At 73.7% G+C, this 13,864-nt stretch carries 14 protein-coding genes; 11 read left to right on the plus strand and 3 right to left on the minus strand.

Annotation, left to right across the window (positions count from 1 at the left end):
* Window positions 1–1,098, minus strand: a 1,098-nt coding sequence (locus BG482_RS44295; protein ID WP_370745938.1) for a hypothetical protein, incomplete at its 3' end; no start/stop codon positions are given.
* Here BG482_RS44295 and BG482_RS44300 point away from each other — a divergent pair.
* Together BG482_RS44300 and BG482_RS34635 are read left to right on the plus strand one after the other, a co-directional pair.
* Window positions 1,064–1,597 carry a hypothetical protein gene (locus BG482_RS44300; RefSeq protein WP_176741546.1) on the plus strand — a complete coding sequence of 178 codons (534 nt, stop codon included), beginning with the start codon at window positions 1,064–1,066 and terminating at the stop codon, window positions 1,595–1,597. The two genes, BG482_RS44295 and BG482_RS44300, sit on opposite strands and share 35 nt — an antisense overlap.
* Window positions 1,597–2,358, plus strand: coding sequence for a tetratricopeptide repeat protein (locus BG482_RS34635; RefSeq protein ID WP_069773180.1), 762 nt, complete (start codon window positions 1,597–1,599; stop codon window positions 2,356–2,358). The genes BG482_RS44300 and BG482_RS34635 overlap by 1 nt, the downstream gene beginning before the upstream one ends.
* A 71-nt stretch (window positions 2,359–2,429) precedes the next feature.
* Here BG482_RS34635 and BG482_RS34640 read toward each other — a convergent pair whose 3' ends face one another.
* The gene (locus BG482_RS34640; protein WP_069773181.1) at window positions 2,430–3,713 is read right to left on the minus strand and encodes a DUF1015 domain-containing protein; all 1,284 of its coding nucleotides are present in this window, start codon (window positions 3,711–3,713) and stop codon (window positions 2,430–2,432) included.
* 73 nt (window positions 3,714–3,786) lie between these two features.
* Between BG482_RS34640 and BG482_RS34645 the strand changes: the two genes are divergently transcribed.
* From BG482_RS34645 to BG482_RS34660, 4 genes are all read left to right on the plus strand, one after another.
* Entirely contained in the window at window positions 3,787–4,815 is a 1,029-nt protein-coding gene (locus tag BG482_RS34645) for an HAD hydrolase-like protein (RefSeq protein WP_069773182.1), read from the plus strand.
* Between the two features lie 62 nt (window positions 4,816–4,877).
* On the plus strand, window positions 4,878–5,921 hold the full coding sequence (locus BG482_RS34650; protein ID WP_069773183.1) for an iron ABC transporter permease: 1,044 nt from the start codon (window positions 4,878–4,880) through the stop codon (window positions 5,919–5,921).
* Window positions 5,918–6,991 (plus strand): iron chelate uptake ABC transporter family permease subunit, encoded by a 1,074-nt coding sequence (locus tag BG482_RS34655; RefSeq protein ID WP_069773184.1) that lies wholly within the window; start codon window positions 5,918–5,920, stop codon window positions 6,989–6,991. The genes BG482_RS34650 and BG482_RS34655 overlap by 4 nt, the downstream gene beginning before the upstream one ends.
* Window positions 6,988–7,872, plus strand: coding sequence for an ABC transporter ATP-binding protein (locus BG482_RS34660; RefSeq protein WP_069773185.1), 885 nt, complete (start codon window positions 6,988–6,990; stop codon window positions 7,870–7,872). Before BG482_RS34655 ends, BG482_RS34660 begins: the two co-directional genes overlap by 4 nt.
* Here BG482_RS34660 and BG482_RS34665 read toward each other — a convergent pair.
* Window positions 7,856–8,203, minus strand: a complete 348-nt coding sequence (locus BG482_RS34665; RefSeq protein ID WP_069773186.1) for an SCP2 sterol-binding domain-containing protein — start codon at window positions 8,201–8,203, stop codon at window positions 7,856–7,858. The two genes, BG482_RS34660 and BG482_RS34665, sit on opposite strands and share 17 nt — an antisense overlap.
* 42 nt (window positions 8,204–8,245) lie before the next feature.
* Here BG482_RS34665 and BG482_RS34670 point away from each other — a divergent pair, with 42 nt between their 5' ends.
* The 5 genes from BG482_RS34670 to BG482_RS34690 all read left to right on the plus strand — a co-directional run bounded on the left by BG482_RS34670 (window position 8,246) and on the right by BG482_RS34690 (window position 13,777).
* Window positions 8,246–8,626 carry a hypothetical protein gene (locus BG482_RS34670; protein WP_069773187.1) on the plus strand — a complete coding sequence of 127 codons (381 nt, stop codon included), beginning with the start codon at window positions 8,246–8,248 and terminating at the stop codon, window positions 8,624–8,626.
* Window positions 8,627–8,633: 7 nt separating this feature from the next.
* On the plus strand, window positions 8,634–9,449 hold the full coding sequence (locus BG482_RS34675) for a TlyA family RNA methyltransferase (RefSeq protein ID WP_069773188.1): 816 nt from the start codon (window positions 8,634–8,636) through the stop codon (window positions 9,447–9,449).
* Complete coding sequence (locus BG482_RS34680) at window positions 9,446–10,351, plus strand: NAD kinase (RefSeq protein ID WP_069773189.1); 906 nt, start codon at window positions 9,446–9,448, stop codon at window positions 10,349–10,351. Before BG482_RS34675 ends, BG482_RS34680 begins: the two co-directional genes overlap by 4 nt.
* Before the next feature lie 101 nt (window positions 10,352–10,452).
* Window positions 10,453–12,171 (plus strand): DNA repair protein RecN, encoded by a 1,719-nt coding sequence (gene recN, locus BG482_RS34685; protein WP_069773190.1) that lies wholly within the window; start codon window positions 10,453–10,455, stop codon window positions 12,169–12,171.
* 475 nt (window positions 12,172–12,646) lie between these two features.
* Window positions 12,647–13,777, plus strand: a complete 1,131-nt coding sequence (locus tag BG482_RS34690) for a glycosyltransferase family 4 protein (RefSeq protein WP_069773191.1) — start codon at window positions 12,647–12,649, stop codon at window positions 13,775–13,777.
* Window positions 13,778–13,864: the final 87 nt, after the last annotated feature.

Raw genomic sequence — 13,864 nt, forward strand, 5'->3', positions numbered from 1 at the left:
GGCGACCGTCCGGGATTCCGTCGCGACGACCGTGGCGACCGTCCCGGCTTCCGCCGCGACGATCGCGGGGACCGTCCGGGATTCCGTCGTGACGACCGTGGGGACCGTCCCGCCGTCCGTCGTGACGACGATCGTGGGGGGAGCGGCAGGCGCGACGACAACCGCGGTGGCGGTTACGGTCGTCGGGATGACAGTCGTGGCGGTGGCTTCGCTGGTCGTGAGCGTGACCGTGGTCATGATGGCGGCGGTTTCGGCCGCCGGGACGACCGTCGTGATGATCGGCGTGACGACCGTCGTGAGGGGGACCGGGGGTCCCGGCCCGCGTTCCAGCGGGACGACCGCGGCGACCGTGGGCCGCGTCGGGACGACCGCGGTGGCGACCGTCCGGGCTTCCGTCGTGACGACCGTGGCGACCGGGGCGACCGCCCTGCCTTCCGCCGCGACGACCGTCGGGACGACCGGCGCGACGACCGCCGCGACGACCGTGGCGACCGTCCGGGATTCCGTCGCGACGACCGTGGCGACCGTCCCGGCTTCCGCCGCGACGATCGCGGGGACCGTCCGGGATTCCGTCGTGACGACCGTGGGGACCGTCCCGCCGTCCGTCGTGACGACGATCGTGGGGGGAGCGGCAGGCGCGACGACAACCGCGGTGGCGGTTACGGTCGTCGGGATGACAGTCGTGGCGGTGGCTTCGCTGGTCGTGAGCGTGACCGTGGTCATGATGGCGGCGGTTTCGGCCGCCGGGACGACCGTCGTGATGATCGGCGTGACGACCGTCGTGAGGGGGACCGGGGGTCCCGGCCCGCGTTCCAGCGGGACGACCGCGGCGACCGTGGGCCGCGTCGGGACGACCGCGGTGGCGACCGTCCGGGCTTCCGTCGTGACGACCGTGGCGACCGTCCCGGCTTCCGCCGCGACGATCGCGGGGACCGTCCGGGATTCCGTCGTGACGACCGTGGGGACCGTCCCGCCGTCCGTCGTGACGACGATCGTGGGGGGAGCGGCAGGCGCGACGACAACCGCGGTGGCGGTTACGGTCGTCGGGATGACAGTCGTGGCGGTGGCTTCGCTGGTCGTGAGCGTGACCGTGGTCATGATGGCGGCGGTTTCGGCCGCCGGGACGACCGTCGTGATGATCGGCGTGACGACCGTCGTGAGGGGGACCGGGGGTCCCGGCCCGCGTTCCAGCGGGACGACCGCGGCGACCGTGGGCCGCGTCGGGACGACCGCGGTGGCGACCGTCCGGGCTTCCGTCGTGACGACCGTGGCGACCGGGGCGACCGCCCTGCCTTCCGCCGCGACGACCGGCGCGACGACCGCCGCGACGACCGGCGTGACGACCGGCGTGACGATCGTGGTGGGTTCCGGGGGCGGGACGACCGTGGCGCTGCCCCTCGCGGTCCCCGCCGGGACGACCGTGGTGGACGGCCCGGTGGTTTCCGCGGGCGCGACGGGCGTGACGACCGTCGGGACGATCGCGGCGGCAGCCGTTTCCGCGACGACCGGGACCGGGACCGCGAGCCGATCAAGCGTCTGCCGATCCCCGAGGACGTCACCGGCGAGGAGATCGACAAGGACGTACGGCAGGAGCTGATGAGCCTGCCCAAGACGCTCGCCGACGACGTCGCCAAGAACCTGGTGATGGTCGCCCGGCTGATCGACGAGGAACCCGAGCGCGCCTACGCGTACTCCAAGATCGCCCTGCGGCTCGCCTCGCGGGTCGCCGCCGTCCGGGAGGCCGGCGGATTCGCCGCGTACGCCAACCAGAAGTACAGCGAGGCGCTCGCCGAGTTCCGGGCTGCCCGGCGGATGAGCGGCTCCGCGGAGCTGTGGCCCGTCATGGCCGACTGTGAGCGTGGGCTCGGGCGGCCGGAGAAGGCTCTGGACATGGCCGGCGCTCCCGAGGTGAACAAGCTCGACAAGGCGGGACAGGTGGAGATGCGGCTCGTCGCGGCCGGCGCCCGCCGTGACATGGGACAGCTGGACGCCGCCATCGTGACGCTGCAGAGCCCCGAGCTGGCGGCCGGTTCCGTCCAGCCGTGGACCGCGCGGTTGCGGTACGCGTACGCCGACGCCCTGCTCGCCGCCGGGCGTGAGGGCGAAGCGCGGGAGTGGTTCGCCAAGGCCGTCGAGGCGGACCGGGACGGCAGCACCGATGCCTCCGACCGGCTCGCCGAGCTGGACGGGGTGGACTTCGTCGACGCCCTGGACGAAGAAGGGACCGACGGGGGCGACGTGGCTGACGAGGCCGTCGCGACCGTTGGGACCGACGAGGTCGCCGTGAAGAAGGCGGCGGAGGCGGAGGACGTCGAGGACGCCGCCGACGACGCGAAGGTCGAGCGCGACGAGGACTGACGGCGAGGACTGACGTACGACGAGGGGCGGGATCCGGTGTCACCGGGTCCCGCCCCTTCGTGCGTCCGGGCTCAGGCGTCGAGTGCGCGCAGGACCAGTCCCGAGGCCGGCTTGGGGCCGAACGACGTCGACTTGCGGGGCATGGTGACGCCCTGGCGGGCCAGGTCGCGGACGACCTCCTCGCGGACGGGGTGCAGCAGGACCGCCGTACCGCCGTGGCGTTCCGCCTTCCGCACGGTCGCCGCGGTGTCGTGGATGTAGGCGATGCGGGCGGGGTCGTCCTCCGGGATGTCCCATATGTGGTCGAGGAGCGTGGCGTGCAGGACCGTCGCGTCCAGGGTGCGCCAGGCCTCCGGGCGGTCGGTGGGGATCGTTCGGGCGAGGAGGGACGGGTCCGGGCGGTCGACGAGGTGGAAGGCGCCGTCGCCCGCGAGAAGGAACGCGTTGCCCGCGCAGGCGGCGTCGGCCAGGACGTCGAGGGCCTGCGGGAGGGCGACGTCCAGGGGCCGGACGCGGAAGTGCGCGTCGAGCGCGGCCAGGGCCTCGGCGACCGGCAGGCCGTGCAGGAGGCGGTGGATGGCGCGTACGCGCAAGGGGTAGCGCGCCGTGTCCACCAGGAGGACGAGACCATGGTCCCAGGGACCGGGTTCGGTCTGCTCGGCGCGCAGCCTGAGATACGTCGCCCAGCGGTGGTGGCCGTCGGCGATAAGGGCCTGGCGGCGGGAGAGGTCCTGCTGGACGCGGGCCGTCTCGGCGGGGTCGGTGATCGCCCAGAGCCGGTGGCTGTAGCCGTCCTCCGTGGTGGTGGACAGGAGCGGGGGGAGGGCGGCCGCGCGGTCCACGGCCTCCGCCGCGGCGCCGTCGCCCCGGTAGGTGAGCAGGAGGGGTTCGAGGTTCGCGTGGGTGGCGCGCATCAGGGCGGCGCGGTCCGCGACGATGTGCGGCATGACGTCCTCGTGGGGCAGGACGACGCCCTCCGAGGGCTCCGAGACGCGCAGGGCGCCGATGAGGCCGCGCTGGAGCATGCCGTCGGCGTGGCGCTGCTCGTAGACGTACAGGGCGGGCTCGGGGTCGGCCGTGAGGACGCCCTCGGAGAGCCAGCGGCGCAGGGTGTCGGCGGCCTGTTCGTTGCGGGCGGCGGGGGTGGCGGCCTGAGGGAGGATCAGGCGGACGATGTTGTACGGGTCCGCGTCCTGGAGGTGATGCAGGCCGTCGGGGCGTACCACGACGTCGTACGGCGGAGAGGTGACGGCGGCGAGACTGCCGACCCGGTCGGGGTCGTAGCGCAGGCCTCGGAACGGGGTGAGTTCCAGGCCTCGGGGCGCCGTCGCCTCGGAGGGACCTGCTGTGTTCATCCCGGCATCGTACGTGTGTCGGTGGCGTGCGGGATGATCGAGGGAAAGCGGATCGAGCGAGGAGCGATGTGGAATGAGCCGGAGCGTCAGGACGAAGCCCGAGGGCAGTGGGCAGGCCCTGAGCGAGGCGTACGACACGGCTCTGCTCGACCTCGACGGGGTGGTGTACGCCGGCGGGAACGCGATCGAGTACGCCGTCGACTCGCTCGCCTCCGCGCGGGCGGGCGGGATGCGGCTCGCGTACGTCACGAACAACGCGCTGCGCACGCCGGACGCGGTGGCGGGTCATCTGTCGGAGCTGGGCATACCGACGGGGGCGCAGGACGTCATCACCTCGGCGCAGGCGGTGGCGCGGCTGATCGGCGAGCAGGTGCCGGGCGGGTCGCGGGTGCTGGTGATCGGCGGGGAAGGGCTGCGGGTCGCGTTGCGTGAGCGGGGGCTCGTGCCGGTGGAATCGGCGGACGACGACCCGGCGGCCGTGGTGCAGGGCTTCGGCGGGCCGGACCTGCCGTGGGGGCGGTTCGCGGAGGCGTCCTACGCCGTCGCGCGCGGGGTGCCGTGGTTCGCGTCCAACACGGATCTGACGATTCCCAGCGGGCGTGGCATCGCGCCGGGCAACGGCGCGGCGGTGGAGGTCGTGCGGATCGCGACCGGCGCCGAGCCGCAGGTCGCGGGCAAGCCGCTGCCTCCCATGCACCGGGAGACGATCCTGCGCACGGGCGCGGAGCGGCCGTTGGTGGTCGGGGACCGGCTGGACACGGACATCGAGGGCGCGTTCAACGGTGAGGTCGACTCGTTGCTCGTCCTCACCGGCGTCACCGACGGGCCGCAACTGCTCGCCGCGCCGCCGCAGCACCGGCCGACGTTTGTCGACGCCGATCTGCGCGGGCTGCTCGCCGGGCAGCCGGAGGTCGCCGCTGAGGGGGACGGGTTCCGGTGCGGCGGCTGGACGGCCACGGCGGGGGCGGAGCGGCTGGAGCTGTCGGGTGAGGGCGAAGCCCTGGACGGGCTGCGGGCGTTGTGCGCGGCGGCCTGGACGGCGGCCGGGGACGGAGCCTGTGAGCTGGACGGGGGGAAGGCGCTGGCACGGCTCGGCCTCTGACGCGTGTCGACGTGACGGACCGGGACCCCGGCGGCGTTACGAGGGTAGGCTAACCTAACTGCGTGTTGGTCGACAGTGTTCCCGTATCGCGCGCGGAGACCGCCCCCGCGCCCCCGAACCGCCGGGCGGTCCGCTCCGTCGGACTCCTGGCCGCCGTGGCGGTGCTGCTGCTGGTGGCGCTGGCGAGCATCGCCGTCGGGGCCAAGGAGTTGTCGGTCGCGCAGGTCTGGCACGGGTTGTTCCACGGCTCGGGGACCTACGCGGACGTCGTCGTCGACGAGCGGTTCTCGCGGACCGTGCTCGGGCTGCTCGTCGGGGCCGCGCTCGGCCTGTCGGGGGCCGTGCTGCAGGCGCTGACACGCAATCCGCTGGCCGATCCCGGACTGCTCGGGCTCAACGCGGGCGCGTCGGCCGCCGTCGTCACCGCCATCTCCTTCTTCGGCGTGACCAGCCTGAGCGGCTATGTGTGGTTCGCGTTCTCCGGAGCGGCCGCGGTCGGGGCGCTGGTCTGGTTCCTGGGCGGCAGCCGGGGGGCCACCCCGGTGCGGCTCGCGCTCGCCGGCACCGCGATCAGCGCCGCGCTCTACGGATACCTCCAGGCCGTGATGATCCTGGACGACGCGGCGCTCGCCCGGATGCGTTTCTGGACCGTCGGCTCGCTGTCCTCGGCGACCGACGAGACCATCCGGCAGGTGCTGCCCTTCCTCGTGGCCGGCACGCTCCTGGCGTTCGTCCTCGCCCGGCCGCTGAACGCCGTGGCGATGGGCGACGACACGGCCAAGGCGCTCGGCGCGAACCTGAACCGCACCCGGGCGCTGTCGATGCTCGCCGCGACCGTGCTGTGCGGCGCGGCGACCGCGGCCTGCGGACCGATCGTGTTCGTGGGGCTGATGGTCCCGCACGTGGTCCGTTCGTTCACCGGGCCCGACCTGCGCTGGATCATGCCGTACGCGGCGATCCTGTCGCCGGTGCTGCTGCTCGGCTCCGACGTCGTCGGCCGGGTCGTGGCCCGGCCGTCGGAGGTCCAGGTCGGCATCATCACCGCGATCATCGGCGGCCCGGTCTTCATCTTTCTCGTACGACGGCGGAGGACGGCCCAGCTGTGAAGAGTGCGCAGAAGAAGAATGCGCAGAAGCCCCCTCGCGGTCCCCGTGCGCTGCGCACCCCGGGCGGGCTGTCCGTCCGGCTGGAGCCGCGGACGCTGACCGTCGTCGTGCTGCTGGCGGTCGTCGCGCTCGCCGCGGGCGTGGTGCTCATCGGCACCGGCGACTTCCCGATCCCGGCGGGCGACGTCGTGCGGACCCTGTTCGGCGGCGGCGACGCCGGACAGGAGTTCGTCGTCAACGAACTGCGGCTGCCGCGGGTGCTCGTGGGACTGCTCGTGGGGGCCTCGCTGGGGCTCGGCGGTGCGCTGTTCCAGGCCGTTTCGCGCAACCCGCTGGGCAGCCCGGACGTGCTGGGGCTCGGGCAGGGGGCGACGGCCGGTGCGCTCGTGATGATCGTGCTGTTCTCCGGGAGCGCCGCCCAGGTGACCGTGGGCGCGCTCGTCGGCGGCCTCGTCACCGGGGCCCTGATCTACCTGCTGGCGTGGCGGCGGGGCGTCCACGGGTACCGGCTGGTGCTCGTCGGCATCGGCGTCTCGGCGGTCGCGACGGCGGTCAACGGATACCTCCTCACCAAGGCCGACTTCGTCGATGCGGCCCGCGCCGTGGTGTGGATGACGGGCACGCTCGACGGCCGTGACTGGAAGCAGGTCTGGCCGCTGCTCGTGCTGGCCGGTGTGCTCGTGCCGCTCGTCCTCTCCCAGGCGCGCGGGCTGCGGATGATGGAGATGGGCGACGACGTCTCCCACGCGCTGGGCGTGCGCGTGGAGCGCGTACGGCTGGTGCTGATGGTGTCCGCCGTGCTGCTGACCGCGGCCGCCACCGCCGCCGCCGGACCGGTCGGTTTCGTGGCGCTCACCGCGCCGCAGCTCGCCCGCCGGCTGACCCGCTCGCCCGGACCGAACCTCGTGGCGTCCCTGTTCATGGGCGCCGCCCTGTTGGTGAGCGCCGACTGGGCCTCGCAACGGCTCTTCGGCGACGGGCAGTTGCCCGTGGGCGTGGTCACCGGCGTGCTCGGCGGCGTCTACCTGCTGTGGCTCCTCGTCACCGAGCGCAAGGCGGGCCGTATATGACCGCCGCGGTCGACCGCCCCGGCGGCTCGGACGAACAGAACAACCGAAGGAGCACCGTGAACCGCCTGTCCGCCGAGGACGTCACCCTCGCCTACGACCAGAGGATCATCGCCGAACAGCTCTCGGTGGAGATACCGGACAACTCCTTCACCGTGATCGTCGGACCGAACGCCTGCGGCAAGTCGACGCTGCTCCGGGCGTTGTCGCGGATGCTGAAGCCGAGCCGGGGCCGGGTGCTGCTGGACGGGCAGGTCATCCAGTCGATGCCCGCGAAGAAGGTGGCGCGGACGCTGGGACTGCTGCCGCAGTCGTCCGTCGCGCCCGACGGGATCACCGTCGCCGACCTGGTGGGCCGCGGCCGCTACCCGCACCAGGGGGTCCTGCGGCAGTGGTCGGCCGAGGACGAGCGGGTGGTGCGGGAGTCCATGGCGCAGACCGGGGTCGCCGGGCTCGCCGACCGGTACGTCGACGAACTGTCCGGCGGCCAGCGCCAGCGGGTGTGGATCGCGATGGCCCTCGCCCAGCAGACCCCGCTGCTGCTGCTCGACGAGCCCACCACGTACCTCGACATCCAGCACCAGATCGACGTCCTCGACCTGTGCGCCGAGCTTCACGAGGAGCAGGGGCGCACGCTCGTCGCGGTGCTGCACGACCTCAACCACGCGGCCCGGTACGCGACCCATCTGATCGCCCTGAAGGGCGGTGAGGTCGTCGCTCAGGGCGCGCCGGGCGAGATCGTCACCGCCGGTCTCGTCGAGGAGGTCTTCGGGCTGCGCTGCCAGGTCATCGACGACCCCGAGACGGGGACGCCGCTGGTGGTGCCGGCGGCGCGCAGGGCGCGGGCGGGAGCCGGGAGGGTCGCGGCTACAGAAGCTTCCTGAGCTGGAACAGGTCCTTGAGGCCGGCCTCGAGCTTCACCCGGCCCGAACCCCACGCCTTGGCGAAGTTCAGCTCGCCGTCGACCAGCGCCACCAGGTCGTCGCCGGTCATGGTCAGTCTGATCTGCGCCTTCTCCACCGGCGGGCCCTGAAGGGTGTCCTGCACCACGATCCGGCCGCCCGTCATGCGGCCGACGAACGTGACGTCCAGGTCGGTGATCCGACAGCTCACCGAGCGGTCCAGGGCCGTGGCCGTGCGGACGTCCCCTTCGGCGCTCTGCATGGAGTCGGAGAGCTTCTCGAGTGCGGCGCGGCACTCCTCGGTCGTGGCCATCGCGCACGACGGTACCCCAGGTGTTCGAGGTAGCGTCTGGGCATGAGCGACACAGTGCCGGAGACCGCGATGGAGGCGCCCGAGCCGCCGTCGGCGGCGGTGCCCGAGGAGCGCGGGCCGGAGCGGCGGCAGACACACGGGGAAGAGCACGAGCAGGAGCGGAAGCAGGAGCACGACCCCGCAGCTCCCGCGCCGCTGGCCGTGCCCCGCGCCTCCACCGGGCACGCCGAGGTGGACGCGCATCTGGAGCGGCTGGCGGACGCCGACCACCTCGCCACCGACGGACACGTCGAGGTGTACGAGGATGTACACCGGGGGCTGCGCGACGCGCTCACCGCGCTCGACGCCCGCCCGGGACCCCCGGCGCCCGCACCGTCGCACGACCTGCGGACGCCTTCACCCTCGTATGGCAGTAGGAGCTGAACCGAACGTGGCAGGAGTCGCACGTCGCCGTCTGGACGCGGAGCTGGTCCGCCGCAAACTCGCGCGTTCGCGTGAGCACGCCGGGCAGCTGATCGCGGCCGGCCGGGTCAGCGTCGGCAAGACCGTCGCGACGAAGCCGGCCACGCAGGTGGAGACCGCCGCCGCGATCGTCGTGGCCGTGGACGCCGACGACCCGGACTACGTCTCCCGGGGCGGGCACAAGCTCGCCGGGGCCCTGGAGGCGTTCGTGCCCCAGGGGCTCGCGGTGCGGGGGCGGCGCGCGCTCGACGCCGGCGCCTCCACCGGAGGGTTCACGGACGTGCTGCTGCGGGCGGGCGCCGCGCACGTCGTCGCCGTGGACGTCGGATACGGACAACTCGCCTGGTCTCTGCAGAGCGATGAACGCGTCACCGTCAAGGACCGTACGAACGTACGCGAGTTGACGCTTGAAGCGATCGATGGGGAGCCTGTGGATCTTGTCGTGGGGGACTTGTCCTTCATCCCGCTCGGGCTGGTGCTGCCGGCCCTGGCACGGTGCACCGGACCGGACGCGGACCTGGTGATGATGGTCAAGCCCCAGTTCGAGGTGGGGAAGGAACGGCTCGGCAGCGGGGGCGTCGTGCGCAGTCCGCAGCTGCGGGCGGAAGCCGTTCGGGGCGTGGCCGCGAAGGCGTGGGACCTGGGACTCGGGGTGCGGGGGGTCACCGCCAGTCCGCTGCCCGGGCCTTCGGGCAATGTCGAGTACTTTCTGTGGCTTCGGTCCGGGGCGCCTGCCCTGGACCCGGCCGACGTCGACCGTGCAGTTGCGGAGGGGCCGCGTTGAGTCAGAACCGAGCTCGTACTGTTTTCCTGCTGGCGCACACCGGGCGGCCCGCGGCCATCCGCAGCGCCGAGCTGGTGGTCAAGGGGCTGCTGCGCGAGGGCATCGGGGTGCGCGTACTGGAGTACGAGGCGTCCGACCTGCATGTGCCGGACGACGTGGAACTGGTCGCCGAGGCCACCCCGCAGTGCCTGGAGGGGTGCGAGCTGCTCATCGTCCTCGGCGGTGACGGCACGCTGCTGCGCGGCGCGGAGTTCGCACGGGCGTCCGGGGTGCCGATGCTCGGCGTCAACCTCGGGAGCGTCGGCTTCCTCGCGGAGGCCGAGCGCGACGACCTCGACAAGGTTGTCGACCGGGTGGTGACCCGGGCGTACGAGGTCGAGGAGCGCATGACCGTCGACGTCGTCGTGCATCGCAACGGGGACATCGTGCACACCGACTGGGCGCTGAACGAGGCGGCCGTGCAGAAGGCGGGCGCCGAGAAGCTGCTCGAGGTGGTGCTGGAGATCGACGGGCGGCCGGTCACCGGGTTCGGGTGCGACGGGATCGTCCTGTCGACGCCCACCGGCTCCACCGCGTACGCGTTCTCCGCCGGCGGGCCCGTGGTGTGGCCCGAGGTCGAGGCGCTGCTGATGGTGCCGATCAGCGCGCACGCACTGTTCGCGAAGCCGCTGGTGACCTCGCCGAACTCGGTGCTCGCGGTCGAGCTGCTGCCGCACATCCCGCCGGGAGTCCTGTGGTGCGACGGGCGGCGGACCTTCGAGCTGCCTCCGGGGGCCCGGGTCGAGGTGCGGCGGGGCGCGGTGCCGGTGCGGCTCGCCCGGCTGCACCACGCCTCGTTCACCGACCGGCTGGTGGCGAAGTTCGCGCTGCCCGTCGCGGGCTGGCGCGGGGCGCGGAACTAGCACGCAGCGGAGGCCGGGGAGGCGCGTCCACTCGCGCGGGTGACAGGGTGCCTCGCACTTTCCCTCCCCGACCTCGTAAGGTCGTCTCCGTGTTGGAGGAGATGCGGATACGGTCGCTCGGAGTCATCGACGACGCTGTCGTCGAGCTGTCGCCAGGCTTCACCGCCGTCACCGGTGAGACGGGCGCGGGCAAGACCATGGTGGTCACCAGCCTCGGACTGCTGCTGGGCGGACGCGCTGATCCCGCCCTCGTGCGGATCGGTGCGGAGAAGGCGGTCGTGGAGGGGCGGATCACGGTGCCTCCCGGCGCCGCGGTGGTCCTGCGGGCCGAAGAGGCGGGCGCCGAGCTCGACGACGGGGCGTTGCTCATCAGCCGTACCGTTTCCGCCGAGGGGCGGTCGCGGGCGCACGTGGGCGGGCGGAGCGTGCCCATGGGCGTGCTCGCCGAACTCGCCGACGAGCTGGTGGCCGTGCACGGGCAGACCGACCAGCAGGGGCTGCTCAAGCTGTCCCGGCAGCGGCAGGCGCTCGACCGGTACGCGGGCGACGCGGTGACCGTGCCGCTCGCCAAGTACACCGAGGCCTACCGGCGGCTGCGGGCGGTGGCCGTCGAGCTGGACGAGATCGTCACCCGCGCGCGTGAGCGGGCGCAGGAGGCCGACCTCCTGCGCTTCGGGCTCGACGAGATCGCCGGCGTCGAACCGCGCGCCGGAGAGGACGTCGAACTCGCGGAGGAGGCCGGGCGGCTCGGGCACGCGGAGGCGCTGTCGTCCGCCGCCACGGTCGCGCACGCCGCGCTGGCCGGGAACCCCGAGGACCCCGAGGGCATCGACGCCGCCACGCTGGTCGCGGGCGCGCAGCGGGCCCTGGAGGCCGTCCGGTCGCACGACCCGGCGCTGTCCGCGCTCGCCGACCGGATCGGGGAGATCGGCATCCTGCTGGGCGACGTCGCGGGCGAGCTCGCCGGGTACGCCGACGACTTGGACGCCGATCCGCTGCGGCTGTCGGCCGTGGAGGAGCGGCGGGCCGCGCTCACCGCCCTCACCCGCAAGTACGGGCAGGACATGAACTCCGTGCTCGCCTGGGCCGAGCAGAGCGCCGCCCGGCTCACCGAGCTGGACGGCGACGACGAGCGCATCGACGAGCTGACCGCCGAGCGGGACGCGCTGCGGGCCGAACTCGGCGGGCTGGCGCAGGCGCTCACCGATGCGCGCGCCGACGCCGCGGAGCGGTTCGCCGCGGCGGTGACCGCCGAGCTGGCCTCGCTGGCCATGCCGCACGCGCGCGTGTCGTTCGACATCCGGCAGACCGAGGACCCGGAGGGCGTCGAGGTCGGCGGCCGTCCGGTCGCCTACGGGCCGTCCGGAGTCGACGAGGTCGAGCTGCTGCTCGCCCCGCACCCGGGCGCCCCGCCGCGACCCATCGCCAAGGGCGCGTCCGGCGGTGAGCTCTCGCGCGTGATGCTGGCCGTCGAGGTCGTGTTCGCGGGGACGGATCCGGTGCCGACGTATCTCTTCGACGAGGTCGACGCGGGTGTGGGCGGAAAGGCGGCCGTCGAGATCGGGCGCCGGCTGGCGCGGCTCGCGAAGACCGCGCAGGTGGTGGTCGTCACCCACCTTCCGCAGGTCGCCGCCTTCGCCGACCGGCAACTGCTGGTCGAGAAGACCAACGACGGGTCGGTCACCCGGTCCGGGGTGAAGGTCCTCGAGGGCGAGGAGCGCATCCGCGAGCTGTCCCGCATGCTGGCGGGCCAGGAGGACTCCGAGACGGCCCGGGCCCACGCGGAGGAGCTCCTCGCCACGGCTCGCGCGGACGGGTGACGGCACCCGGCGGCGAACCGCACGGCAGGCACTGACTGCGCGACAGGCACCGACCGCACGAAGGCACGACAGGCACGGGGTGCGCGGAGGGCGCGCACGGCGGATGCGGGGCGGGCGGCGCGGGGCGACTCGCACCGGCCGCCCCGTCGGCTGTCCGGCGGCCGCCGGACAGCGTCACGGGCGCTGAGGCTAGCGCGGCGGGACGTGACGCGACGGGGTGCGACGCGAAGCGACGGGTGCGGCGAGGTCCGGTCGGGGCCGGAGAATCGAACAAGGGGCCGGACGGCTTCACCCGCGTGGGTGAAGCACGGGGGTCTGCGGGCCGTCGGCAGGAGGCTGGAGGGCACGGAACACCCGTACGTCCTGGCATCCTTGGGCGTAATACGTGGAGGAACGCCAGCGGTCCACCCCTCCGCCCGGCCCTTCTGTACGTTTCTTCGTGACCGTCCGACGCCGAACCAGGAGCCCCGGCCACGTGAGCAGCCACTCACCGTACGGCCAGTCGTCGCTGTGCACCGTGCAGGTGCTGGGCGGCGGCAACGCCGGCAGCAGCGCGCACGTGCGCTCCCTGACCGCGGGGCTCGTCGCGAGGGGCGTGCGGGTGACGGTGTGCGCCCCCTGTGACGCCGATGACACCTACGACTTCACGGGCGCCGGCGCCGAACACGTGCACGTACCGCGCAGCAGTGACCCGGGTTCCGTGGCGGCGCTCCGCGCTGCCTGCACGAACGCCGACCTCGTCCACGCCCACGGACTGCACGCCTCCTTCCGTGCGGTCCTCGCGCTCAGCGGCCGACGCACCCCGCTCGTCGTCACCTGGCACAACCGCGCGCACGCCGAGGGCGCCCGCGCCCATCTGCTGCGGCTGCTGGAGCGGCGTGTCGCGAGGACGGCCGCGGTCGTCCTCGGCGTCACCTCCGACCTCGTCGACCGGGCCCGCCGCACGGGCGCCCGCGACGCGCGGCTCGCCGCGGTGGCGCTGCCCCGCCGCCGGGCGGGCGAGGGGGCGCAGGAGGAGTGCGAGCAGCCGCTGCCCAAGCTGCGCGCCGAACTCGGCGCGATCGGCCGGCCCTTGCTCATGGCCGTCGGCTCACTGGACCGGCACCGGGGGTACGACCTCCTGCTGGACGCCTCGCGCGCGTGGCGCGAGCTGGATCCCGCCCCCCTGGTGGTGATCGCGGGGGAGGGGCCGCAGCGGGCCGAGCTGCAGCACCGCATCGAGGACGAGGAGCTGCCGGTCCGGCTCCTCGGGCTGCGCGACGACGTCGGCGAGCTCCTGGCCGCCGCCGACCTGGCGCTGCTGCCCGGCGGCGGCGAGTCGCGGTCGGTGCTCGCACAGGAGGCGCTGCACGCGCGCGTGCCGCTCGTCGCGGCTCTGGCCGACGGCGTCCGCGAACTCGTCGGCGACGCGGCCGAGCTGGTGCCGCCCGGAGACGCGAAGGCCTTCGGCGCCGCCGTCGTGCGGTTGCTCGACGACCCCGAACGGGCCGAGCGCCTGCGGGACATGGGCGCCCGGCAGGCGGCCACCTGGCCCACCGAGGACGAGACCGTCGCCCAGGTGCTCAGCGTCTACGACGAGCTGACGCAACCCCGCCCGATGATCTGAGCCCGGAGGAACAGCTGCCGGACCGATGACGCGGCGGACCGACCGAGCACGGTCGACGGCCCCGGCGGACCGCCCCGGCGGTCCACA

This window comes from Streptomyces sp. LUP30 (assembly GCF_001746365.1).
Lineage (GTDB): Bacteria > Actinomycetota > Actinomycetes > Streptomycetales > Streptomycetaceae > Streptomyces.

Excerpts from the sequence above, each read along its gene's own strand:
- BG482_RS34640 (WP_069773181.1), bottom strand. The coding sequence starts at position 3,713 with ATGAACACAGCAGGTCCCTCCGAGGCGACGGCGCCCCGAGGCCTGGAA.
- BG482_RS34665 (WP_069773186.1), bottom strand. The coding sequence starts at position 8,203 with ATGGCCACGACCGAGGAGTGCCGCGCCGCACTCGAGAAGCTCTCCGAC.
- BG482_RS34635 (WP_069773180.1), top strand. The coding sequence starts at position 1,597 with ATGAGCCTGCCCAAGACGCTCGCCGACGACGTCGCCAAGAACCTGGTG.
- BG482_RS34670 (WP_069773187.1), top strand. The coding sequence starts at position 8,246 with ATGAGCGACACAGTGCCGGAGACCGCGATGGAGGCGCCCGAGCCGCCG.
- BG482_RS34645 (WP_069773182.1), top strand. The coding sequence starts at position 3,787 with ATGAGCCGGAGCGTCAGGACGAAGCCCGAGGGCAGTGGGCAGGCCCTG.
- recN (WP_069773190.1), top strand. The coding sequence starts at position 10,453 with ATGCGGATACGGTCGCTCGGAGTCATCGACGACGCTGTCGTCGAGCTG.
- BG482_RS34660 (WP_069773185.1), top strand. The coding sequence starts at position 6,988 with ATGACCGCCGCGGTCGACCGCCCCGGCGGCTCGGACGAACAGAACAAC.